Genomic DNA, 19,937 nt, shown 5'->3' on the forward strand with positions numbered 1-19,937 from the left:
GGCGCGATGCAGCAACTGAGCGTGACCGATCTCGCCGCCTGGCTGGCCGATGAGAACCGCCCGAAACCGCAGCTGTTGGACGTGCGCGAGAAGCACGAGTGGGCCATCTGCCGCATCGAGGGCAGCCAGCTGATGCCGATGAACACGGTGCCGGCGCAGCTGCAGGAACTCGACCCGGAGCGGCCGCTGGTGTGCGTCTGTCACCACGGTGGCCGTTCGATGCAGGTCGCCATCTTCCTCGAACGCAATGGCTTCTCGAACGTATTCAACCTCAGCGGCGGCGTGGACGCCTGGGCGCTGCAGGTCGACAACACGATGGCACGGTACTGAGCGATGCGCCTTTCGCGGACGGCTGCACTGATCGCCGGCCTGCTGGCATCGACCAGCGCGCTGGCGGCTGAAGACCTGTTGGCCGTTGCGCGAGCGGCGCTGGCCAACGATGCCCAGTTCCAGTCGGCGCGTGCGCAGCGCGAGGCGACCTCGGAAAAGCTGCCGCAGGCGCGCGCTGGCCTGCTGCCCAGCCTGACGCTGAACGGTACGACGCAGTGGAACGACGTCGAGATCAGCAAGCCGGTTGATCGCAGCACGCAGTACAACTCGCACAACTTCGGCTTCCAGCTGACCCAGCCGCTGTTCCGCTGGGCCAACTGGGTGCAGTTCGAACAGGGCAAGCTGCAGGTTGCCGCGGCCGACGCCCAGCTCGCGCAGGCGCGGCAGGACACCCTGCTGCGCGCCGCGCAGGCCTATTTCGACCTGCTGTACGCGCAGGACGTGCTCACCTCCATCGTCGCGCAGAAGACAGCCGCCTCCGAGCAGCTCGAACTGGCGCGCAAGAGCTTCGAGGTGGGCACCGTCACCATCACCGACGTGCACGAGGCGCAGTCGCGCTTCGATCTCGCCACCGCGCAGGAAATCGCCGCGCGCAGCGACATCGAGGTGAAGCGGCACGCGCTGGCGGTGATCACCGGCCGCGCACCCGAGGCGCTGCGCGGTCTGCGCAGCGAAGTCGCGTTCACGCTGCCGGAGCCGGCGCGCATGGAGGAGTGGGTCGATCGCGCGCAGACCGAGAGCCTGACGGTGCTGGCGCAGCTGGCGAACCAGGAGATCGCCAACCGCGATATCGAGCGTCAGCGCGCTGGCCACTACCCGACGGTCGATCTGGTCGCGACCTACGGTCAGAACAAGACGGTCATCACTTTCGCTGGTGCGCCGCTGAACAACGAGAGCACGACCGGTACCGTCGGCGTGCAGGTGTCGGTACCGCTGTTCCAGGGCCTGGGGCAGGAATCGCGCGTGCGCGAATCGGCCCACCTGCTCGACCGCGCCCGCGCCGAAGTCGACTTCGCGCGGCGCAACGCCGCGCAGCAGGCGCGTCAGGCCTGGCTGGGCGTGGCCAACGGCATCGCCCAGACCGCTGCGCTGCGCGCCGCGCAGGTGTCGTCACAGTCCTCGCTCGATGCCAACAAGCTCGGCTACGAGGTCGGCGTGCGCATCAACATCGACGTGCTGAACGCGCAGCAGCAGCTCTACGTCACCCGCCGTGACCTCGCCAAGGCGCGCTATGACACGCTGCTCGCCCAGCTGCGCCTGAAGGCGGCGGCCGGCCAGTTGGCAGAGCCGGAAATCGAGGCGGTCAACGCGCTGCTGGAATAAGGGGCGGCGGTATAGAGCCGCCGCGACGTTCATGGGAGCGGGCTTGCTCGCGATGCGGCCCGGGCATCGCCGCGACGCTCTCCCGTTCCAGACGACTGCGCCGATGTACCCGGGCGCCGATTCACCCCAGCGCCGCAATCACCTCCGGCGGCGCCTGCACCAGTTCGATCAGCACACCTTCGCCGCACAGCGGGAAATCCTCGTTGCCCTTGGGGTGGATGAACACGATGTCGTGACCGGCGGCGCCGCGACGGATGCCGCCCGGCGTGAAGCGCATGCCCTGCGCGGTGAGCCATTCGACCGCGGTCGGCAGGTCGTCCACCCACAGGCCGATGTGGTTCAGCGGCGGTTCGTCCACGCGCGGTTTCTTCGACGGATCGAGCGGCTGCATCAGATCGACCTCGACCCGGTGCGGGCCGCTGCCCAGCACCGCGATGTCCTCGACCACGTTCTCGCGTTCCGAGGTGAAGTCACCCTCGAGGCCGAGGCCGAACAGGTCAACCCACAGGCGGCGCAGCTTCATGCGGTCGGGACCGCCGATGGCGATCTGCTGCAGGCCGAGGATGCGGAAAGGACGACTCATGTATTCACTCCTGTGTTGCGTCGGTAGGACACGATCATCATCGCGATGCCGGCGATGATCATCGGCAGGCTCAGCCACTGGCCCATCGACAGTCCGCCGGCCAGCAGGCCGAGAAAGTCATCCGGTTCGCGGCCGAATTCGGCAAGAAAGCGGAAGCCGCCATAGCCGATCAGGAACATCGCGCTGACCGCCGCCATCGGTCGCGGACGGCGCGAGAACCACCACAGCAGCACGAACAGCCCCAGCCCCTCGCCAGCGAACTGGTAGAGCTGCGACGGGTGGCGCGGCAGCATGTCCACGGTGGGGAAGATCATCGCCCAGGGTACGTCGGTGACCCGGCCCACCAGTTCGGCGTTCAGGAAGTTGCCGATGCGTCCGGCCGCCAGGCCCAGCGGCACCAGCGGTGCGATGAAATCGGTGAGCTGGAAGAAGCGCCAGTTGGCGCGCCGCGCGAACAGCGCGACGGCCACCAGCACGCCGAGAAAGCCGCCGTGAAAGCTCATGCCGCCCGACCAGATGGCCGGGATTTCTGTCCAGTGTTCGAGGTAGTAGGCCGGCTTGTAGAACAGCACATAGCCCAGTCGCCCGCCCAGTACCACGCCCAGCACGCCGTAGAACAGCAGGTCGTCGATCTGCTTCGCATCCAGCGATGGCGCACCGGCCGCCGCCAGCCGCTTCGCATGCACGCGGCCGAGCAGCATGAAGGCGACGAAGGCGACCAGATACATCAGCCCGTACCAGCGCACGGCCAGCGGGCCGATCTCGAAGGCGATGGGGGAAATGGTCGGGTGGATCAGGTAGTCGTGGATGGGCACGGGAGAGGAGAGGTGGCTGTGCGGTCCGACAGTTTAACTTTGCCGGGCGGGTGCGTTCGTTTCCTGGCCCGCCGCTACTTCAGCCAGCCCTTGCGGCGGAAGTACCAGAAGGGCAAGGCCACGCTCAGCGCCATCAGGCCGAGCGAGAACGGGTAACCCCAGCGCCAGCCCAGTTCGGGCATGTGCGCGAAGTTCATGCCGTAGACGCTGGCGATCAGCGTCGGCGGCAGCATGGCGACCGATGCGACCGAGAAGATTTTCACCACCTTGCTCTGGTTCAGGTTGATGAAGCCGATGATGGCGTCCATCAGGAAGTTGATCTTGTCGAAAATGAAGGCGGTATGGCCGTCCAGCGATTCGATGTCGCGCAGGATCTGCTTCACCTTGTCGGTCTGCGCCTTGCCCAGCCGGTGCTCGCGCATCAGCCAGGACAGCGCGCGACGCGTGTCCATCAGATTGCGCCGTATGGTGCCGTTCAGGTCCTCGTTGCGGGCGATGCGGGTGATGCTGTCGGCCGCCGCGTCGTCCGAACCGCGCTGCTCGCCGAGCACGCGGGCGCTGACCGATTCCAGTTCGGTGTAGATGTGTTCCAGTGCATCGGCGGACTGTTCGACGTCCAGCGCGAACAGTTCGATCAGGATGTCGGTCGGCTGCGCAAGCTTGCCCGGCTGCGCGCGGTTGCGCATGCGCAGCAGGCGCATGATGGGCAGTTCGTCGTCGTGCAGGCTGATCAGCATGTGCGGGCCGATCACGAAGCGCAGCGCCTCGGTCACGTACTCGTGACCGCGCCCGATCAGGAAATCGGCGCGCAGGTTCAGATTGCCCTGCGCGTCGACGAACACCCGCGCGCTGGCCTCAATGTCGGCATCGTCATCGGGCGCCTCGACGTCAATGCGGAAGCGACGTTGCAGCCATCGCTCCTCGTCACCGTCGAGATCGAGCGCGTCTATCCAGACGATGTCCTGGTCGGGCACTGCGTCGTGCAGCGCTTCGGCGACGCGGGTGAGTCGGCCGTCCTGCAGCGTGTAAACGTGAATCATCGGCAGACATCCGGGTGGGGCGGTTCGAACCGGGAAGGGCGGTACCGGCGGGCACCGGTGAGGCGGATGTTAGCGGTCGCGACTTCCATGTCCGCAACTTTCGTCGATCAGCCCCGTGCCCCGAACAGCGCCGTGCCGACGCGCACGATGGTGGCGCCTTCGGCGATCGCCGCTTCGAGATCCTGTGACATGCCCATCGACAGCGTGTCGAGACAGTGTCCGCGCGCGTTCAGATCGTCCTTCAACTGCCGTAAATGGGCAAAACGGCGACGCTGGAGGGCGACATCATCGGTCGGTTCGGGAATGGCCATCAGGCCGCGCAGCGCGAGTCGCGGCAGCGACGCGATGGCGTCGGCCAGCGCGGCGACCTCGGCCGGAGCGACACCGCTCTTCGAGGCCTCGCCGCTGACGTTGACCTGTATGCACAGGTTCAGCGGCGGCCGATGCGGGTCGCGCTGTTCGGACAGCCGCGCGGCGATCTTCTCGCGGTCCACCGAATGCACCCAGTCGAACCAGGTCGCGACCTGACGCGTCTTGTTGCTCTGCAGCGGGCCGATGAAGTGCCAGTCCAGCGCGAGGCCGGCCTCACCGAGGCGCTGCGCCTTGTCGCAGCCTTCCTGCACGTAGTTCTCGCCGAAGGCGGTCTGACCGGCCGCATGCGCGGCGATGATGTCCGCATCCGGCTTGGTCTTGCTCACCGCCAGCAGAAGAATGTCTGCGGGGTCGCGGCCGCAGGCGCGGGCGGCGTCGGCGATACGGTGGCGAATTGCTTGCAGGTTGTCTGAAATGCTCATCATAATGCCCTGAATTTCTTCGAATTATATTCGGCACAACACCCCATTCATTGCCCGAGGCCCGTCATGGACATCACCGAACTGCTCGCGTTTTCCGTCAAGAACAAGGCGTCCGACCTGCATCTCTCGGCCGGTCTGCCGCCGATGATCCGCGTGCATGGCGACGTGCGCCGGATCAATCTGCCGCCGATGGAGCACAAGGATGTGCACGGCATGATCTACGACATCATGAACGACACCCAGCGCAAGGTGTACGAAGAGCACCTTGAAGCCGACTTCTCGTTCGCGGTGCCCAATCTGGCGCGTTTCCGGGTCAATGCCTTCGTGCAGAACCGTGGTGCGGGCGCGGTGTTCCGGACCATTCCGTCCAAGGTGCTGACGCTGGAGGACCTGAAGGCGCCGAAGATTTTCCAGGACATCGCCAACACGCCGCGCGGCATCGTGCTGGTGACCGGCCCGACCGGCTCCGGCAAGTCGACCACGCTGGCGGCCATGGTCGATTACATCAACGAGAACGAGTACGGCCACATCCTGACCGTCGAAGACCCGATCGAGTTCGTGCATGAATCCAAGCGCTGCCTGATCAACCAGCGCGAAGTCGGGCCGCACACGCTGAGCTTCTCGAACGCGCTGCGCTCGGCGCTGCGCGAAGACCCGGACGTGATCCTGGTGGGCGAAATGCGCGACCTGGAAACGATACGGCTGGCGCTGACCGCCGCCGAAACCGGCCACCTGGTGTTCGGCACGCTGCACACCTCAAGTGCGGCGAAAACCATCGACCGTATCGTCGACGTGTTCCCCGCCGAGGAAAAGGAAATGGTGCGGGCCATGCTTTCCGAGTCGCTGCGCGCGGTCATTTCGCAGACCCTGCTGAAGACCAAGGACGGCACCGGCCGGGTCGCCGCGCACGAAATCATGGTGGGCTCGCCGGCCATCCGCAACCTGATCCGCGAGAACAAGATCGCGCAGATGTATTCGGCCATCCAGACCGGTCAGAGCCTGGGCATGCAGACGCTGGACCAGAACCTGCAGGAACTGGTGCGCCGCAACGTCATTTCGCCGGCCGAAGCGCGCACCCGTGCGCAAAACAAGGACATGTTCGCCGGCTGAGTGCCGCGCCTGCCGCTACACTGACAACGACAACCGCCGCGGAGAGCGCAGATGGAAAGAGATCAGGCCCTCAAATTCATGTACGACCTGCTGCGCCTGATGGTGACCAAGCGCGGGTCCGACCTGTTCGTGACCGCCGGTTTTCCGCCAGCGATCAAGGTGGACGGCCGCATCGTGCCGCAGTCCAACCAGTCGCTGACGCCGCAGCACACGGCCGAACTGGCGCGCGCCATCATGAACGACCGCCAGGCGGCCGAATTCGAGGCGACCAAGGAGTGCAATTTCGCGATCTCGCCGGCCGGCATCGGCCGCTTCCGCGTCAATGCCTTCGTGCAGCAGGGCAAGATAGGCTGCGTGCTGCGCACCATCAACGCCAAGATTCCGACGCTGGACGAACTGGGCCTGCCGCCGGTGCTGAAGGATGTGGCGATGACCAAGCGCGGTCTGGTCATCTTCGTCGGCGGAACCGGCACCGGCAAGACCACCTCGCTCGCCGCACTCGTCGACTGGCGCAATACCAACAGCTACGGCCACATCATCACGATCGAGGACCCGATCGAGTACGTGCACGACCACAAGAACTGCGTGGTAACGCAGCGCGAGATCGGGCTCGACACGGCGGACTGGGAAATCGCGCTGAAGAACACGCTGCGGCAGGCGCCGGACGTGATCCTGATGGGCGAGATCCGCGATCGCGAAACGATGGAGCACGCGATCCAGTTCGCCGAGACCGGCCACCTCTGCCTGGCTACGCTGCACGCCAACAGCTCCAACCAGGCGATCGACCGCATCATCAACTTCTTCCCGGAAAACAAGCGGGAACAGCTGCTGATGGACCTTTCGCTGAATCTGCGGGCGATGATCTCCCAGCGTCTGGTGCCGCTGAAGGAAGGCAAGGGTCGGGCGGCGGCGATCGAGGTGATGCTGAATTCGCCGCTGATCGCCGATCACATCTTCAAGGGCAATGTGGGCGAGATCAAGGACGTGATGAAGCGCTCGCGCGAACTGGGCATGCAGACCTTCGACCAGGCGCTGTTCGACCTCTACGAAGCCGGTCGCATCAACTACGAGGACGCGCTGCGCAACGCCGATTCGGTCAACGATCTGCGCCTGCAGATCAAGCTGAACAGCAAGGAAGCGCAGGACCGCAACCTGAACGTGACTTCGGGACTCGATCTGGTGTGACCCGGCGTCCAGGGGCGGCGCGCCCGATCCACGATCCGAGCCTGAGCCGGGATTGTGTGGGAGGGGTCTTCTGACCCCGACAGCACCCTGGATCGGAGCCGACGGACCGCAACCGCCGCGTCGCGGTCAGAAGACCGCGACCACGACAGCAAGTCGCCTGCCGGTTCAGCGCACCACCAGCACCGCACACGGCGCGTGGTGCAGCACGTTGCTGCTGACCGATCCCATCACGATGCGCTTGGCCAGACTCAGGCCACGCGTACCGAGGATGATCAGTTCGGCGTTCTCCTCTTCCGCGATATCGACCAGGACGTCGGCCGGTTCGCCCATCGCCAGCCGGGTGCGCGCGGTCACGCCGCGAGCCGCCAGTTCGGCCGCCACCTTGTCGAGTGCTGCGCGCGCGTGGTCGATCTCGGCCTGGTCCACTTCCACCGCGGTACCGCGTATGCCCAGCGCGGGGCCGCGTACCACCGACACGATGACCGCATCGAGCGGACCGTTCAGGATCTGCAGCTGATCGATCGCCTTGTGCGCGTGTTTCGAACCGTCGTAGGCCACCACCACTTTCATTGTTCTCTCCCGATAGGTGACGCACGTCGGTGCGCCGGCCTGTGCATTATTCGGGGCGGCCACGGCGAGCGGCAATTCTCAGGAGGGAGTAATCCCTAATGGGTAGGCGTGGCGGGCCGGCGGTTCAGCAGCCGCACTGGCGGATCACCGGTCGCACTGCCAGCAGTTCCAGCGTCTCGTCGATGCTCAGTCCGGATTCGAGCAGCGCGGCACCGTCGAAACACCAGGACAGGTCGGTGTTCGGTTCCAGCACGGCCAGGCCGGTCGTGCTGTCGAACACCTCGTGCTGCCAGAAGTTGTGCTCACTGCGGCTGCGTACCTGGTAGCGTTTGTCGCTCATGCGTGCACGCTCCGGTAGCGCAGCCAGGCCAGCCAGCCGACGAAGACGAAAGCGGCCATGCCGGCGGCCAGATGCAGCGGTTCGCCCCACAGCACCGGCACCACCAGGCCGGCGGCCATCGCGTTGGTCAGCGACTGCGCGAAACCCTGGCAGGACGACACCATGCCGCGCGCGCGCGGGAACAACTCCAGCGCCAGCAGCGACAGTATCGGCATGGCCAGCGCCTGGCCGATGTTGTACAGCGCGATCGGCAGCACCGCCCAGGGCAGACTGGCCGGGGTGAGCACATTCAGCATCACGTTGCCGAAGGCGGCCGCCAGCATGATGGTGTACGCCATCTTGAGCTGCAGTTGCGGCGCCATCTTGCCGGCCAGCCGGCGGCCCAGCCAGGAGCCGGTCATCATGCCGGCCACCGTCGGGCCGAACAGCCAGGCGAAGCCCTGGGGCGACACGCCCAGGTGCTCCATCAGGAACACCGGCGCCGACATCACGTAGAGGAAGAAACCGGCGAAATTCATCGACACCGCGATCACCAGCGCCAGCAGCGCCGGGTGGGCAAACATGTGGGCGTAATCGCGCGCCAGCTTGACCGGATGCAGGCTGCGCCGGTGATCCGGGTCCAGCGTTTCCGGCAGCCGCAGCAGGCAGAGCAGCCACATCAGTGCCGAGTAGGCGGCAAGAAACCAGAACACCGCGCGCCAGCCGAACAGGCCGAACACCCAGCCGCCGATGATGGGCGCGGCCGCTGGCGCCAGCGCGAACAGCAACTGTATCGTGCTCATCAGGCGCTGCGCCTGCGCGCCCTCGAACAGGTCGCGCACGACGGCGCGGCCGACCACCATGCCGGCGCCGGCGCACATGCCCTGCAGCGCGCGGGCGATCCACAGGTGCTCGATCTGCGTGGCCAGCGCGCAGCCGACCGAGGTCAGGAAGAACATCACCAGCGACCACAGCACGACGCGCCGCCGGCCCAGCGCGTCGGCGACGGCGCCGTGCCACAGCGTCATCAGCGCGAAGAAACCGAGGTAGATGGTGAGCGACTGCTGCACTTCGAGCTTGGTCGCGCCCAGATCGGCACCGATCGCCGGAAAAGCCGGCAGGTAGGTGTCGATCGCGAACGGACCGATGGCCGACAGGCCCGCCAGCAGGAAGGCCAGGCTGCGCGGCGAACGGCTCACTGGGCGGGGGCTGCCGGTGGCGGCGGCGCGACGGCCGGTACGGCCGGCGGTGCTTCGAAAGCGCGGCGCTCGGCGTCCGGCATCTCCACCACGCGCACGTCGCTGACGTAGTACTGCGTCTCGCCGAAGCAGGAGGTGGGCACGCCGATGTGCTGCGCGTAATGCAGCGATACGCGCTGACCCATGCTTTCGTTCAGCTTCTGTGCCACTTTCTCGTCACGCACCGAGAACTCGAACTTCTCGGTCAGCGTGCCGGGCATGGTGACCATCGCGAGTTCGCCCTCCCAAGTCTTGCAGAACCAGCCCTTGTTGCTGAATTTCTGCACGTAACCGGCACGTTCGCCGGTGGAATAGCTCCAGTTCAGCACCAGCCAGGTGTAGCCGCCGAACAGCGCCAGCAGCAGGGCGAGGACGGAAAAGATGCGCATGCCGTTCTCCGGGAGAGGTCGCGGGTGAAATTACAGGCCGAGCCGCTGCCAGATGGTCGAGGTGAGGCCCGCCTGGTTCAGCGTGTAGAAGTGCAGGCCCGGTGCGCCGCCGGCCAGCAGGCGCTCGCACAGCGTGGTCACGACGTCCAGGCCATAGGCCTTGACCGAGGCGGCGTCGTCGCCGAAGCCTTCGAACTTGCGCTGCATCCAGCGCGGGATTTCGGCACCGCAGGCTTCCGAGAAGCGCGCGATCTTCGAGAAATTGGCGATCGGCATGATGCCCGGGTAGATCGGCGCCTCGACGCCCATCGCGCGCGCGTCGTCGACGAAGGCGAAGTAGGCGTCGGTGTTGTAGAAGTACTGGGTGATGGCGGAGTCGGCGCCCGCCTTCATCTTGCGCACGAAGTTCTGCAGGTCCTTGGCCGCGTTGCGCGCCTGCGGATGCACTTCCGGGTAGGCGGCCACTTCGATGTGGAACCAGTCGCCGGTTTCCTGTCGGACGAACTCCACCAGTTCGTTGGCGTAGCGGAAATCGCCCGGATCGACCACGCCGGACGGCAGGTCGCCGCGCAGCGCCACCATATGGTGGATGCCCTCTTCCTTGTAGCGCTCAAGCGTCTGTCGCAGGTTGTCGCGGGTCGAGCCGATGCACGACAGGTGCGGCGCCGCGTTCAGGCCTTCGGCCTTCATTTCGAGCACGGTTTCGAGTGTGCGATCGCGCGTGGTGCCGCCGGCGCCGTAGGTGACCGAGAAGAAGGACGGGTTGAGCTGGCGCAGCTGGCGGCGCGTGGCGCGCAGCTTTTCCGCACCCTCTTCGGTGGCCGGCGGGAAGAATTCGACGCTGCAGATGCGCGTGGGGTTGTCAGTCATGGTGGTCGGTCGCGTCGCGCCGGGCCGCGTACAGGAAGAATTCGCGGTTGCCGTCGCCGCCCTTGATCGGGCTGTCGAAGTAATCCAGTGCGCTGAGACCGTTTGCTTCGGCAAACGTCCGCATGCGCACCTCCAGGGCCGGGTATTGTGCCGCATCGCGCACGATGCCGCCTTTCCCCAGTGCATCCGGGCCCAGTTCGAACTGCGGCTTCACCAGCGTGAGCACGCGTCCACCGGGCGCCAGCAGCGCCGGCCACTGCGGCAGCAGCAGCGTCAGCGAAATGAAGCTGGCGTCGCACACCAGCAGGTCGAAGCCGCCGGCCGCCATATGTATACCGAGCGCCGTGGCGTCCAGCGTGCGTGCGTTCAGGTGTTCGATGCAGACGATGCGCGGATCGCCGCGCAGCCGCGGATCGAGCTGGCCGTGGCCGACCTCGACGCCCACCACCCGCGCGGCGCCGCGCTGGATCAGGCAGTCGGTGAAGCCGCCGGTGCTCTGACCGACGTCGAGACAGGTGAGGCCGGCGACGTCCAGCCCGGCACGGTCGAGCGCCCCGGCCAGCTTCAGCCCGCCGCGCGACACATAGCGGTCGTCGTCCGACACCTCGACCTGCAGTTCGGCACCGTCCGGGATGTCCTGCGCCGGCTTGGTCACCACGGTCCAGCCGGCGCCCGAGGCGACGCGCACCCGCCCGGCTGCGATCAGCGTCTGGGCGACGGTGCGGGAACGGGCGAGGCTGCGGGCAACGAGGGTCTGGTCGGCTCTCATGGGTGTTCGCCAGGGGAAGAGCGCGGATGAGAACCGAGATTGGCCGCCGCGGCAAGCGCGATCACACCTCCACCGGGTCCACGTCCACGTGCCAGCGCAGGCCGCGGGCGACGCGCAGGCGGTAGAGGTTGGCCACCCAGGGCAGCAGCAGCGCGCGCAGCGCCGGACGGCTGCGCGACTCGACCACCAGCTGGGCGCGTTCGCGGTTGGCGCGGCGCACCATGCGCATCGGCACGACGTCGTAGATCTGCACGCCGTCCACGTTCAGTGCCAGCGCGGCGCGGCGGGCCGCTTCGAGGAAGTCGAGGGCGGCCTGCAGTTCCGGTGCGTCGGCACTCAGCATGAGCTGGAAGCCGTGCGGCGGCAGGCCGAGCGCGGCGCGTTCCGCCAGCTGGCTACGCGCGAAGCCGTCGAAATCGTGCGCCTTCAGCGCCGCGAACAAGGGGTGTTCAGGCTGCGCAGTCTGGATCAGCACCTCGCCGGCGGTGTCGGCCCGGCCGGCCCGGCCGCCGACCTGCATCAGCTGCGCGAACAGCCGCTCCTGCGCGCGGAAGTCGGCGGCGTGCAGCGAGGCGTCGGCGCCGATCACGCCAACCAGCGTGATGCCGGGAAAGTCGTGGCCCTTGGCCAGCAACTGGGTGCCGACCACCAGATCGACCTCGCCGCGGCGGATCAGGCCCAGCTGTTCCTGCCAGTGCTCGCGGCCGCGGACGTTGTCGCGGTCGATGCGCAGCAGACGTGCGGTCGGGAAGCGGCTGGCCAGCGTTTCTTCCAGCCGCTGGGTGCCGCGGCCGTAGCCCTGGATGTCCTGGTTGCCGCATTTCGGGCACGCCTGCGGTACCGGGCCCTCGGCGCCGCAGTGGTGACAGCGCAACCGGCGGTCGGCGGCGTGCAGCACCAGGTTGGCGGTGCACTGGGTGCAGCCGGCCGCCCAGCCGCAGGCCGGGCAGCTCAGCACCGGCGCGTAGCCGCGGCGGTTGATGAACAGCAGCGTCTGTTCGCCGCGCGCCAGCCGGCTGTCGATGGCCCGCAGCATGGGCTGGCTCAGCCCGTCGGTGGCGCGGAACACCCGCGTGTCGACCAGATGCACCTCGGGCAGGCGGGCGCTGCCGGCGCGGGTGGTCAGCCTGAGCCAGCGGTAGCGCCCGTCGATCGCGTGACGCAGCGTCTCCAGCGACGGCGTGGCGCTGCCCAGCACGATGGGGACGTCCTCGTTGCGGGCGCGCCAGATGGCGACATCGCGCGCCGAATAGCGCACGCCCTCGGTCTGGCGGAAGGAGGGGTCGTGTTCTTCGTCGAGCACGATGCAGCCCAGTCGCGGCAGCGGCGCGAACACCGCCAGCCGGGTGCCGAGCAGGATGTCCGCCTCGCCAGACTGCGCCGCCGCCCAGGCCATCGCGCGGGCGCCGTCGCTCATTTCGCTGTGCATCACGTGCAGGCTGGCGCGCGGGAAGCGGGCGGCAACGCGCGCATGCAACTGCGGCGTCAGCGCGATTTCCGGCACCAGCAGCAGGCACTGCCGGCCGGCGGCGATCTGGTCCTCGATCAGTCGCAGATAGACCTCGGTCTTGCCGCTGCCGGTCACGCCGTGCAGCAGGCTGGCGGCGTAGCCCGCGGTCGATTGCAGGGCGGCCAGCGCCGCGGCCTGATCGGCGCTGAGCACGTGGGCGGCTTCGGCCGGCGCCTGCGGCAGCGCCGGCTCGATCAGCCCGTCGGTCAGCAGACGTTCGAGGGCGACGGCGGCCCGCGATGACAGCGCGCGCAGTTCCGCCTCGTTCAGGTCGCCGGCCTCGGTCAGCGCGGTGATCAGCTTGCGCCGGACATCGCGCGCCGGCAGCGTGTCGAGCGCGGCGGTGCCGGCCGGGGTGGCACGGAAACGCCGGTTGGCCCGCTCGGCGCGGGTGGCGCTGATGGCCGGCGGTGCCGCCATCGCCGCCACTTCGCCTATCGGTTGCTGATAGTAGTGGGCGACGAACTCGACCAGCGCCCGCCAGGTGCCCGGCAGCGGCGGGCTGCCGCGGTCGATGTCGAGCAGCGGCTTGATGCGCGCCGCGTCGACCTCGCCCGCTTCGCGCCAGCCCCACGCGATGCCCCACAGTTCGCTGCGGCCGAAGGGCACACGCACGCGCTGTCCCGGTTCGGCATCGGGAAAGGCCGAGGCGTCATAGTCGAACAGCGTGGGAATCGGTCGCGAAAGCGCGACCTGCAACAGATGCGACGGCAGAATTGCTGCGGTGCTTTCCAAGCGCTGATGCGGGCTTTTAATGGATTCAGTGACTTGCGGCATGTCGTTCAACAAGACTGGGTGCTTGTGTCCGCAACGCACTCATCCGGCAAGGTTTTGAGTGCCACAAAAGCTGTGGATAACTTTGTGGGAAACTTCGTGTCCGTCCGTCACGAACCGGACATCAACGGCCACCAAATTTTCCGCCAGGCGTCAAGAAAAAAATACTTCCTTGCTTATCAGTGACTTGCGCGGAGGGCTCTTGTAGTGGACCGGCCCTTCGGCTTGTAGTCGGCCTGAGCGGCCGACTGTGCATAAGTCAACCCCTTGCGGTGGCCGAACTGTGCGGAATAAGCCGGCGGAACCTGCCGGCTGCCCCGTTCAGCCTGCCCGCAGGGCGCGGCTGTGGCGATGAACTTCCTCCACCAGCGCGGCTACGTGCTCCGGCGGCGTGTGCTGCGAAATGCCGTGGCCGAGGTTGAACACATGGCCCGGGTGATTGCCGTAGCTGTCGAGGATGCGGCGCGCCTCGCCGCGGATACCCTCCGGGTGCGCGAACAGGGCGGTCGGGTCGAAATTGCCCTGCAGCGCCACCTTGTCGCCGACCCGCTGGCGGGCCAGTCCGATATCGGTGGTCCAGTCCAGGCCCAGCGCGTCGGCGCCTGCTTCGGCCTGCGCCTCCAGCCACTGACCGCCGCCCTTGGTAAACATGATGACCGGCACGCGCTGGCCGTCCTTTTCCCGTTTCAGGCCGGCGATGATGCGCTGCATGTAGGCGAGCGAGAATTCGCGATAGCCGTGCGCCGACAGCGCGCCGCCCCAGGAGTCGAAAATCATCACTGCCTGCGCACCGGCTTCGATCTGCGCATTCAGGTAATCGGTCACCGCCTTCGAGGTCACCGACAGCATGTGGTGCAGCAGTTCCGGGCGATCCAGCATCAGCGTCTTCAGGTGCCGGTAGTCGTCCGAGGCGCCACCTTCGACCATGTAGCAGGCCAGCGTCCACGGGCTGCCTGAGAAGCCGATCAGCGGCACCCGACCGTCCAGCGCGCGGCGGATTTCATTCACCGCATCAATGACATAGCCCAGTTCGGCGGTGGGGTCGGGCGCGGCCAGCGCGCGGATCGCGTCTTCCGAACGCAGCGGGCGCTCGAACTTCGGGCCTTCGCCCTCAGCGAAATACAGGCCCAGACCCATCGCGTCCGGCACCGTCAGGATGTCGGAAAACAGGATGGCGGCGTCGAGCGGAAAGCGCTCCAGCGGTTGCAGCGTCACTTCGCAGGCCATGGCCGGCGACTTGCACAGCTGCAGGAAGCTGCCGGCGCGACGGCGGGTCGCGCAGTACTCGGGCAGGTAGCGGCCGGCCTGGCGCATCAGCCAGATCGGCGTGTAGTCGGTGGGCTGGCGCAGCAGCGCGCGCAGGAAGGTGTCGTTGCGGAGTGCGGACATGGGAAATCCTTGAAGTGCAGGGCGCAAGGATAGCCGATGCGCCCGCCTGCCTGCCCGGGCAGGCGACGATCGGACCTATTTGCGCCAGAAACCCGGGGTGAAGATGATGAGGATGGACATCACCTCCAGGCGGCCGAGCAGCATGGCAAAGCTGCACACCCAGGTCTGGAAGTCGGACAGACCCTGATAGTTGCCAGCCGGGCCAACCACGCCGAGACCGGGGCCGGCATTGTTGATCATCGCGATGATCGCGGTGAACGAGGACATGAAGTCGAGCCCGGACAGCAGCAGCACGAAGGTGAGCAGCACGATGCTCATGAAGTACAGGAAGATGAAGCCCAGCACCGACTGGGCGACCGTGTCCGACACGCACGTTGTGCCGACCTTGAGCGGCCGTACGGCGTTCGGATGAATGAGCTTGAGCATGTCGCGCCGCGCCTGGCCGATCAGGATGAGTGTGCGCACCATCTTGATGCCGCCGCCGGTCGATCCCGAACTGGCCGTGATGCTGGACAGGAAGAGCATCCACAGTGGCACGAACAACGGCCATTGCGCGTAGTCGGTGCTGACGAAACCACAGTCGGTTGCAATCGAGATGAGATTGAAGCTCACATGTCGCAGGGCCGTCCAGTAGCTGGCATACGTGCCCTGTTCGACCAGATAGGCCGCCAGCAGCACGCTGCTGCCAATACAGGCGATCAGCACGCCGCGGGCCTCGAAATCCTGCGCATAAACGCGCAACGAGCGGCCGCGGAAGGCGAGGAAGTGGGTGGCGAAGTTCATCGCCGCGACGAGCATGAAGAAGCTCAGGACGCCCTCGATCCACGGTGAATCGAAGGCGCCGACGCTGGCGTCGCGCGTGGACAGCCCGCCCAGACCCATCGCGGCGAAGGCGTGACAGAGCGCGTCGAACCAGTCCATGCCGGCGACGCGCAGCGACAGCACGCAGATGACCGTGATGCCGAAATAGACCAGGTAGAGCGCCTTGGCGGTGTCGGCGATGCGCGCTGTGAGCTTGCCGTCCTTCATCGGCCCCGGCGCCTCGGCCTTGTACAACTGCATGCCGCCGACGCCAAGCAGCGGCAGGATGGCGACCGCGAACACGATGATGCCCATGCCGCCTATCCAATTCAGCAGGTGGCGCCACAGGTTGACCGACTGCGGGGCGTGGTCCAGCCCGGTCATCACCGTGGCGCCGGTCGTGGTCAGGCCCGACATCGTTTCGAAGAAGGCGTCGGTGAAACTCATGCTGTCGTAGGACAGCATGAGCGGCACGGCGGCGATGGCCGACATCAGCATCCACGACAGCGTGACCAGCAGGAAGCCATCACGCGGCTTCAGTTCGCGGTAATGGCGGCGGGTGCCGACATAGAGCAGTATCCCGCCGGCCGCGCTGATCGCCATGCCGTCGATGAAGTGCCACAGCATGCCGTCGTGGAAGATGAGCGAGCAGGCGATCGGCGCCAGGTAGGTGAGGCTGAACACCGCCAGCAGGCGGCCCAGCACGTTGACGACGTGCAGCATCAGAGATACCCGAAGTCGACCTGAAACAGCCGCTCGACGCGCGCCACCAGCCGGCGGTTCGAGCAGAACACGATCACATGGTCTTCCGGTTCGATCACCGTGTCGTGGTGCGGCATGATCACCTGCTGGTGGGTTTCGCGCACCGCGAGGTCGGTCACCTCGACCTGGACGGGCTTGCCGGACTGGCGGACGATGGCGCCGATCATCGCGCCCTGCGGCAGTCCGATCTCCTCGATGCGACGCCCCACCACGCGGGAGGTCTTGCGGTCGCCATGGACCACGAGTTCCAGTGCTTCGGCTGCACCGCGGCGCAGGCTGTGCACCGCCACCACGTCGCCGCGGCGCACGTGGGCGAGCAGCGAGCCGATTGACACCTGGGCCGGCGAGATGGCGATGTCTATGGTGCCGGCCTGCACCAGATCGACATAGGCGCGGCGGTTGATCAGTGCCACCACGCGCCGGGCGCCCATGCGCTTGGCCATCAGCGAGGACATGATGTTGTTCTCGTCGTCGTTGGTCAGCGCGAGATACAGGTCCATGTCGTCGACGTTTTCCGCCTCCAGCAGCATTTCGTCCGTCGTGTCGCCGGCCAGTACCAGGGTCTTGTGCAGATTGCTCGACAGGAATTCGGCACGGGGCCGCGAGTGCTCGATCAGCTTCAGCTCGTAGCGGTTCTCCAGCGAGGTGGCCAGCCGGTAACCGATATTGCCGCCGCCAGCGATCATGATGCGGCGCATCGGCTTGTCCAGCTTGCGCAGCTCGGCGGTCACCGCGCGGATGTCCTCGGTTGCGGCCAGGCAGAACACCTCGTCGCCCGGTTCGATCACCGTGTCGCCGTCCGGAATGATGGCGGTGTCGCGCCGGTAGATGGCGGCAATGCGCGCTTCGATGTCGGGCAGGTGCTCGCGCAACGCCTTGATCTGGCGCCCGACCAGCGGGCCGCCGCCGACTGCGCGCACGGCGACCATGGACACCCGCCCCTGCGCGAACTCGATCACCTGCAGTGCTTCAGGGAAGGCGATCAGCCGCTTCAGGTAATCCGTGACTTCCTGTTCCGGGCAGATCGAGAAGTCGACGGCGAAGTTATTGTCGTCCAGCAGCTGCGGGTAGTCGGCGTAGTCGATCGAGCGCAGACGGGCGATGCGGGTGGGCAGGTTGAACAGCGTCTGCGCGATGCGACAGGCGCACAGATTGGTCTGGTCCGACGCCGTGACCGCGATCAGAAGGTCGGCGTCATCGGCGCCGGCCTGGCGCATCACGTGCGGGCTGGCGGCATTGCCGACGACCACCCGCAGGTCCAGCCTGTCCTGCAACGCCTGCAGTCGCGGAATGTCGGTATCGACCACGGTGATGTCGTTCGCCTCCGACACCAGGTTCTCGGCCACTGACGAACCGACCTGACCTGCTCCGAGAATGATGATTTTCACGCCGCCGCCCGTTGGGAAAGTTGCGCGAGTGTAGCCGCAACCACAGGCGGCGGCATGACGTCGGTCAGGCCGGCTGCGCCCCCAGCATGCCTTCGCGCTCGATGAAGGCGATGATGGCGTCTAGGTTGTGACCGGTCTTCATGTTGGAGAACAGGAAGGGCCGCTCGCCGCGCATCTTCAGCGCGTCGCGCTCCATCACCTCCAGCGAGGCGCCGACCATGGGCGCCAGATCGATCTTGTTGATGATGAGCAGGTCCGATTTGCAGATGCCGGGCCCGCCCTTGCGTGGAATCTTGTCGCCGGCGGCGACGTCGATCACGTACAGCGTCAGGTCGGAAAGTTCGGGCGAGAAGGTCGCGGCGAGGTTGTCGCCGCCGGATTCGATCAGGATCACTTCCAGCCCGGAAAAACGCGCGCTCAGACGCGCCACCGCTTCGAGGTTGATCGACGCGTCCTCGCGTATCGCGGTGTGCGGGCAGCCGCCGGTTTCGACGCCGATGATGCGTTCCGGCGGCAGCGCCTCGTTGCGCACCAGGAACTGCGCGTCCTCCTCGGTGTAGATGTCGTTGGTGACGGCAGCGATGTTGTAGCGGTCGCGCAGCGCGCGGCACAGCGCCAGCGTCAGCGCGGTCTTGCCCGAGCCGACCGGGCCGCCGATGCCCACGCGCAGCGGCGGGCGGGGAGTGGATGGGGTCATGGTGTCAGCCTTTCATCGAAAATGCGGATCCGGATCGTCGACTGTGCAGTCGTGCCCGGATTGTGGGCGCGGCAGGTGGCGTGCGGTGCGACCGTGGTCATGATCTGAACAGCCGTGAGTACTGCGTTTCGTGCCGGCTGCTGGCGATCGCCAGGCCGGGCGCGAAATTGCTCCAGTCCTCGCGCGGCAGCGTCAGCGCGGTTGCCACGCGCGGCGGGATGTCCTCGCCCAGCGTCATCAGCAGGCGCTGGCCGGCGGTCTGACCCAGCGGCACCGCCTTGATCGCCGCCATCACCTGATTCTCGGCCCAGGCCCAGGCCCAGGCGGTCAGCGCCGGTTCGATCGGCACACCGAGCGCCACCGCGGCGCCTGACCAGGCAGTCGGGAAGGCGACGTCGCCGATGTCCGCAAGTCGTGCCGCGACCGCGCTGCATTCCGCCAGCGCCTTCAGCAGCTGGAGGCAGGAATAGCCCATCTGCACCGTCTCGGCGCGCAACTCGGCCGCCTCGCGGCTGGCCAGATAGTCGTCGTTCAGGTCGAGCACCGCCGCGATGTCGTCGGCGGCCCAGGCGCGCATCTGCGCGGCCAGCAAGGGCAGTTCGAACGAGGCGATGCCGGCGTCGAATACTGCAGCGATCCAGTCGCCGGCGTCCGCTTCGGTCCGGATGGCGCTGCAATCGACCTGCCATTCCAGCCCCTGCGAATAGCTGAAGGCACCGACCGGCAGCGTCGGGCTGGCCAGCTGCAGCAGGCGCACCAGCGCGAGCGGATTCATGCGCCGCCCGCGAACAGGTGCAGCTTGGCGCCGGTCTCTTCCGCATGGGCGTGCGTGTGGTGGGCCGGGTGACCGCCATAGGCACCGGCCTCCGGCTCGAACGGCGCCAGCGTCTCGCGCACGTCGAGGCCCAGGCCGACCAGCATCTGCGCCAGCACGTGGTCGGTTGCCAGCCGCAGCAGACCGGGCTGCACCTCGACCGCGACATGGCGGTTGCCGAGGTGGTAGGCGGCGCGCGCGATCAGCAGCGCGTCTGCGCTGCGTGCCTCAATCACCCGCTCGGGCGCCGGGCGCACGGCAACGACGCGTCCGTCCTTGCCGGCCAGCAGGTCGCCGCCGCGCAGTATCGTGCCGCGCGGCAGGAAGAGCCCGACCTCCTCGCCCGAATCCAGGCGCGTGCGCAGCCTGCACTTGGCGCGCAGTTCGAAGTTCAGTGTCAGCGTTTCGGCCGGCACGGCGTCGGCCGGCGCGAAGGTTTCGATCAGCAGCATGTCGGGTGGGGTGGA

Annotated in this window: 21 protein-coding genes; 4 read left to right on the forward strand and 17 right to left on the reverse strand. The window is 67.0% G+C overall.

Going from position 1 to position 19,937, the window contains the following annotated elements:
- Positions 1–6 precede the first annotated feature (6 nt).
- Both AC51BJ_RS10965 and AC51BJ_RS10970 read left to right on the forward strand, forming a co-directional pair.
- On the forward strand, positions 7–330 hold the full coding sequence (locus tag AC51BJ_RS10965) for a rhodanese-like domain-containing protein (RefSeq protein WP_430435435.1): 324 nt from the start codon (positions 7–9) through the stop codon (positions 328–330).
- A gap of 3 nt (positions 331–333) precedes the next feature.
- Positions 334–1,653 (forward strand): TolC family outer membrane protein, encoded by a 1,320-nt coding sequence (locus AC51BJ_RS10970; RefSeq protein ID WP_496280235.1) that lies wholly within the window; start codon positions 334–336, stop codon positions 1,651–1,653.
- Between the two features lie 121 nt (positions 1,654–1,774).
- Here AC51BJ_RS10970 and AC51BJ_RS10975 read toward each other — a convergent pair whose 3' ends face one another.
- From AC51BJ_RS10975 to AC51BJ_RS10990, 4 genes are all read right to left on the reverse strand, one after another.
- Complete coding sequence (locus AC51BJ_RS10975; protein WP_496280236.1) at positions 1,775–2,236, reverse strand: VOC family protein; 462 nt, start codon at positions 2,234–2,236, stop codon at positions 1,775–1,777.
- Positions 2,233–3,051, reverse strand: coding sequence for a prolipoprotein diacylglyceryl transferase (gene lgt, locus AC51BJ_RS10980; protein ID WP_496280237.1), 819 nt, complete (start codon positions 3,049–3,051; stop codon positions 2,233–2,235). The genes AC51BJ_RS10975 and lgt overlap by 4 nt, the downstream gene beginning before the upstream one ends.
- 74 nt (positions 3,052–3,125) lie before the next feature.
- Positions 3,126–4,091, reverse strand: a complete 966-nt coding sequence (corA, locus tag AC51BJ_RS10985; RefSeq protein ID WP_496280238.1) for a magnesium/cobalt transporter CorA — start codon at positions 4,089–4,091, stop codon at positions 3,126–3,128.
- 107 nt (positions 4,092–4,198) lie between these two features.
- Complete coding sequence (locus tag AC51BJ_RS10990; RefSeq protein ID WP_496280239.1) at positions 4,199–4,888, reverse strand: YggS family pyridoxal phosphate-dependent enzyme; 690 nt, start codon at positions 4,886–4,888, stop codon at positions 4,199–4,201.
- 63 nt (positions 4,889–4,951) lie between these two features.
- On the opposite strand from AC51BJ_RS10990, the gene AC51BJ_RS10995 reads away from it, so the two are divergent.
- Together AC51BJ_RS10995 and AC51BJ_RS11000 are read left to right on the forward strand one after the other, a co-directional pair.
- Positions 4,952–5,995 (forward strand): type IV pilus twitching motility protein PilT, encoded by a 1,044-nt coding sequence (locus AC51BJ_RS10995; protein WP_296813686.1) that lies wholly within the window; start codon positions 4,952–4,954, stop codon positions 5,993–5,995.
- Between the two features lie 51 nt (positions 5,996–6,046).
- A complete protein-coding gene (locus AC51BJ_RS11000; RefSeq protein ID WP_020166184.1) occupies positions 6,047–7,180 on the forward strand; it encodes a PilT/PilU family type 4a pilus ATPase in 1,134 nt (377 codons plus the stop codon).
- A gap of 165 nt (positions 7,181–7,345) precedes the next feature.
- Here AC51BJ_RS11000 and AC51BJ_RS11005 read toward each other — a convergent pair whose 3' ends face one another.
- The 13 genes from AC51BJ_RS11005 to ureE form a co-directional block, all read right to left on the reverse strand.
- Positions 7,346–7,750, reverse strand: a complete 405-nt coding sequence (locus tag AC51BJ_RS11005; RefSeq protein ID WP_019916359.1) for a universal stress protein — start codon at positions 7,748–7,750, stop codon at positions 7,346–7,348.
- Positions 7,751–7,874: 124 nt separating this feature from the next.
- Positions 7,875–8,090, reverse strand: coding sequence for a hypothetical protein (locus AC51BJ_RS11010; protein WP_020166183.1), 216 nt, complete (start codon positions 8,088–8,090; stop codon positions 7,875–7,877).
- Positions 8,087–9,268, reverse strand: a complete 1,182-nt coding sequence (locus AC51BJ_RS11015; RefSeq protein WP_496280240.1) for a multidrug effflux MFS transporter — start codon at positions 9,266–9,268, stop codon at positions 8,087–8,089. The genes AC51BJ_RS11010 and AC51BJ_RS11015 overlap by 4 nt, the downstream gene beginning before the upstream one ends.
- Entirely contained in the window at positions 9,265–9,696 is a 432-nt protein-coding gene (locus AC51BJ_RS11020; protein WP_430435427.1) for a DUF8785 domain-containing protein, read from the reverse strand. Before AC51BJ_RS11020 ends, AC51BJ_RS11015 begins: the two co-directional genes overlap by 4 nt.
- 30 nt (positions 9,697–9,726) lie before the next feature.
- On the reverse strand, positions 9,727–10,566 hold the full coding sequence (gene metF, locus AC51BJ_RS11025) for a methylenetetrahydrofolate reductase [NAD(P)H] (protein ID WP_020166181.1): 840 nt from the start codon (positions 10,564–10,566) through the stop codon (positions 9,727–9,729).
- Positions 10,559–11,335, reverse strand: a complete 777-nt coding sequence (locus AC51BJ_RS11030) for a TlyA family RNA methyltransferase (RefSeq protein ID WP_496280241.1) — start codon at positions 11,333–11,335, stop codon at positions 10,559–10,561. Before AC51BJ_RS11030 ends, metF begins: the two co-directional genes overlap by 8 nt.
- Before the next feature lie 61 nt (positions 11,336–11,396).
- Positions 11,397–13,580 carry a primosomal protein N' gene (locus AC51BJ_RS11035; RefSeq protein WP_496280242.1) on the reverse strand — a complete coding sequence of 728 codons (2,184 nt, stop codon included), beginning with the start codon at positions 13,578–13,580 and terminating at the stop codon, positions 11,397–11,399.
- 360 nt (positions 13,581–13,940) lie between these two features.
- Positions 13,941–15,008, reverse strand: coding sequence for a uroporphyrinogen decarboxylase (gene hemE / locus AC51BJ_RS11040; protein ID WP_496280243.1), 1,068 nt, complete (start codon positions 15,006–15,008; stop codon positions 13,941–13,943).
- A gap of 75 nt (positions 15,009–15,083) precedes the next feature.
- The gene (locus AC51BJ_RS11045) at positions 15,084–16,532 is read right to left on the reverse strand and encodes a TrkH family potassium uptake protein (protein ID WP_430435423.1); all 1,449 of its coding nucleotides are present in this window, start codon (positions 16,530–16,532) and stop codon (positions 15,084–15,086) included.
- Positions 16,532–17,959 carry a Trk system potassium transporter TrkA gene (gene trkA / locus AC51BJ_RS11050; RefSeq protein WP_496280244.1) on the reverse strand — a complete coding sequence of 476 codons (1,428 nt, stop codon included), beginning with the start codon at positions 17,957–17,959 and terminating at the stop codon, positions 16,532–16,534. The genes AC51BJ_RS11045 and trkA overlap by 1 nt, the downstream gene beginning before the upstream one ends.
- A 64-nt stretch (positions 17,960–18,023) precedes the next feature.
- Positions 18,024–18,656: an urease accessory protein UreG gene (gene ureG, locus AC51BJ_RS11055; protein WP_430435421.1), complete on the reverse strand. Its 633-nt coding sequence runs from the start codon at positions 18,654–18,656 to the stop codon at positions 18,024–18,026.
- Positions 18,657–18,753: 97 nt separating this feature from the next.
- Complete coding sequence (locus tag AC51BJ_RS11060; RefSeq protein ID WP_430435420.1) at positions 18,754–19,431, reverse strand: urease accessory protein UreF; 678 nt, start codon at positions 19,429–19,431, stop codon at positions 18,754–18,756.
- Positions 19,428–19,922, reverse strand: coding sequence for an urease accessory protein UreE (gene ureE, locus AC51BJ_RS11065; protein WP_430435419.1), 495 nt, complete (start codon positions 19,920–19,922; stop codon positions 19,428–19,430). Before ureE ends, AC51BJ_RS11060 begins: the two co-directional genes overlap by 4 nt.
- Positions 19,923–19,937 lie beyond the last annotated feature (15 nt).

Source organism: Methyloversatilis sp. S146-33 (assembly GCF_059552495.1).

Coding starts and splice junctions, on each gene's coding strand:
- AC51BJ_RS10965 (WP_430435435.1), top strand. CDS start 7: ATGCAGCAACTGAGCGTGACCGATCTCGCCGCCTGGCTGGCCGATGAG.
- AC51BJ_RS10970 (WP_496280235.1), top strand. CDS start 334: ATGCGCCTTTCGCGGACGGCTGCACTGATCGCCGGCCTGCTGGCATCG.
- AC51BJ_RS10975 (WP_496280236.1), bottom strand. CDS start 2,236: ATGAGTCGTCCTTTCCGCATCCTCGGCCTGCAGCAGATCGCCATCGGC.
- corA (WP_496280238.1), bottom strand. CDS start 4,091: ATGATTCACGTTTACACGCTGCAGGACGGCCGACTCACCCGCGTCGCC.
- AC51BJ_RS10990 (WP_496280239.1), bottom strand. CDS start 4,888: ATGATGAGCATTTCAGACAACCTGCAAGCAATTCGCCACCGTATCGCC.
- AC51BJ_RS10995 (WP_296813686.1), top strand. CDS start 4,952: ATGGACATCACCGAACTGCTCGCGTTTTCCGTCAAGAACAAGGCGTCC.
- AC51BJ_RS11000 (WP_020166184.1), top strand. CDS start 6,047: ATGGAAAGAGATCAGGCCCTCAAATTCATGTACGACCTGCTGCGCCTG.
- AC51BJ_RS11005 (WP_019916359.1), bottom strand. CDS start 7,750: ATGAAAGTGGTGGTGGCCTACGACGGTTCGAAACACGCGCACAAGGCG.
- AC51BJ_RS11010 (WP_020166183.1), bottom strand. CDS start 8,090: ATGAGCGACAAACGCTACCAGGTACGCAGCCGCAGTGAGCACAACTTC.
- AC51BJ_RS11020 (WP_430435427.1), bottom strand. CDS start 9,696: ATGCGCATCTTTTCCGTCCTCGCCCTGCTGCTGGCGCTGTTCGGCGGC.
- metF (WP_020166181.1), bottom strand. CDS start 10,566: ATGACTGACAACCCCACGCGCATCTGCAGCGTCGAATTCTTCCCGCCG.
- AC51BJ_RS11030 (WP_496280241.1), bottom strand. CDS start 11,335: ATGAGAGCCGACCAGACCCTCGTTGCCCGCAGCCTCGCCCGTTCCCGC.
- hemE (WP_496280243.1), bottom strand. CDS start 15,008: ATGTCCGCACTCCGCAACGACACCTTCCTGCGCGCGCTGCTGCGCCAG.
- AC51BJ_RS11045 (WP_430435423.1), bottom strand. CDS start 16,532: ATGCTGCACGTCGTCAACGTGCTGGGCCGCCTGCTGGCGGTGTTCAGC.
- ureG (WP_430435421.1), bottom strand. CDS start 18,656: ATGACCCCATCCACTCCCCGCCCGCCGCTGCGCGTGGGCATCGGCGGC.
- AC51BJ_RS11060 (WP_430435420.1), bottom strand. CDS start 19,431: ATGAATCCGCTCGCGCTGGTGCGCCTGCTGCAGCTGGCCAGCCCGACG.
- ureE (WP_430435419.1), bottom strand. CDS start 19,922: ATGCTGCTGATCGAAACCTTCGCGCCGGCCGACGCCGTGCCGGCCGAA.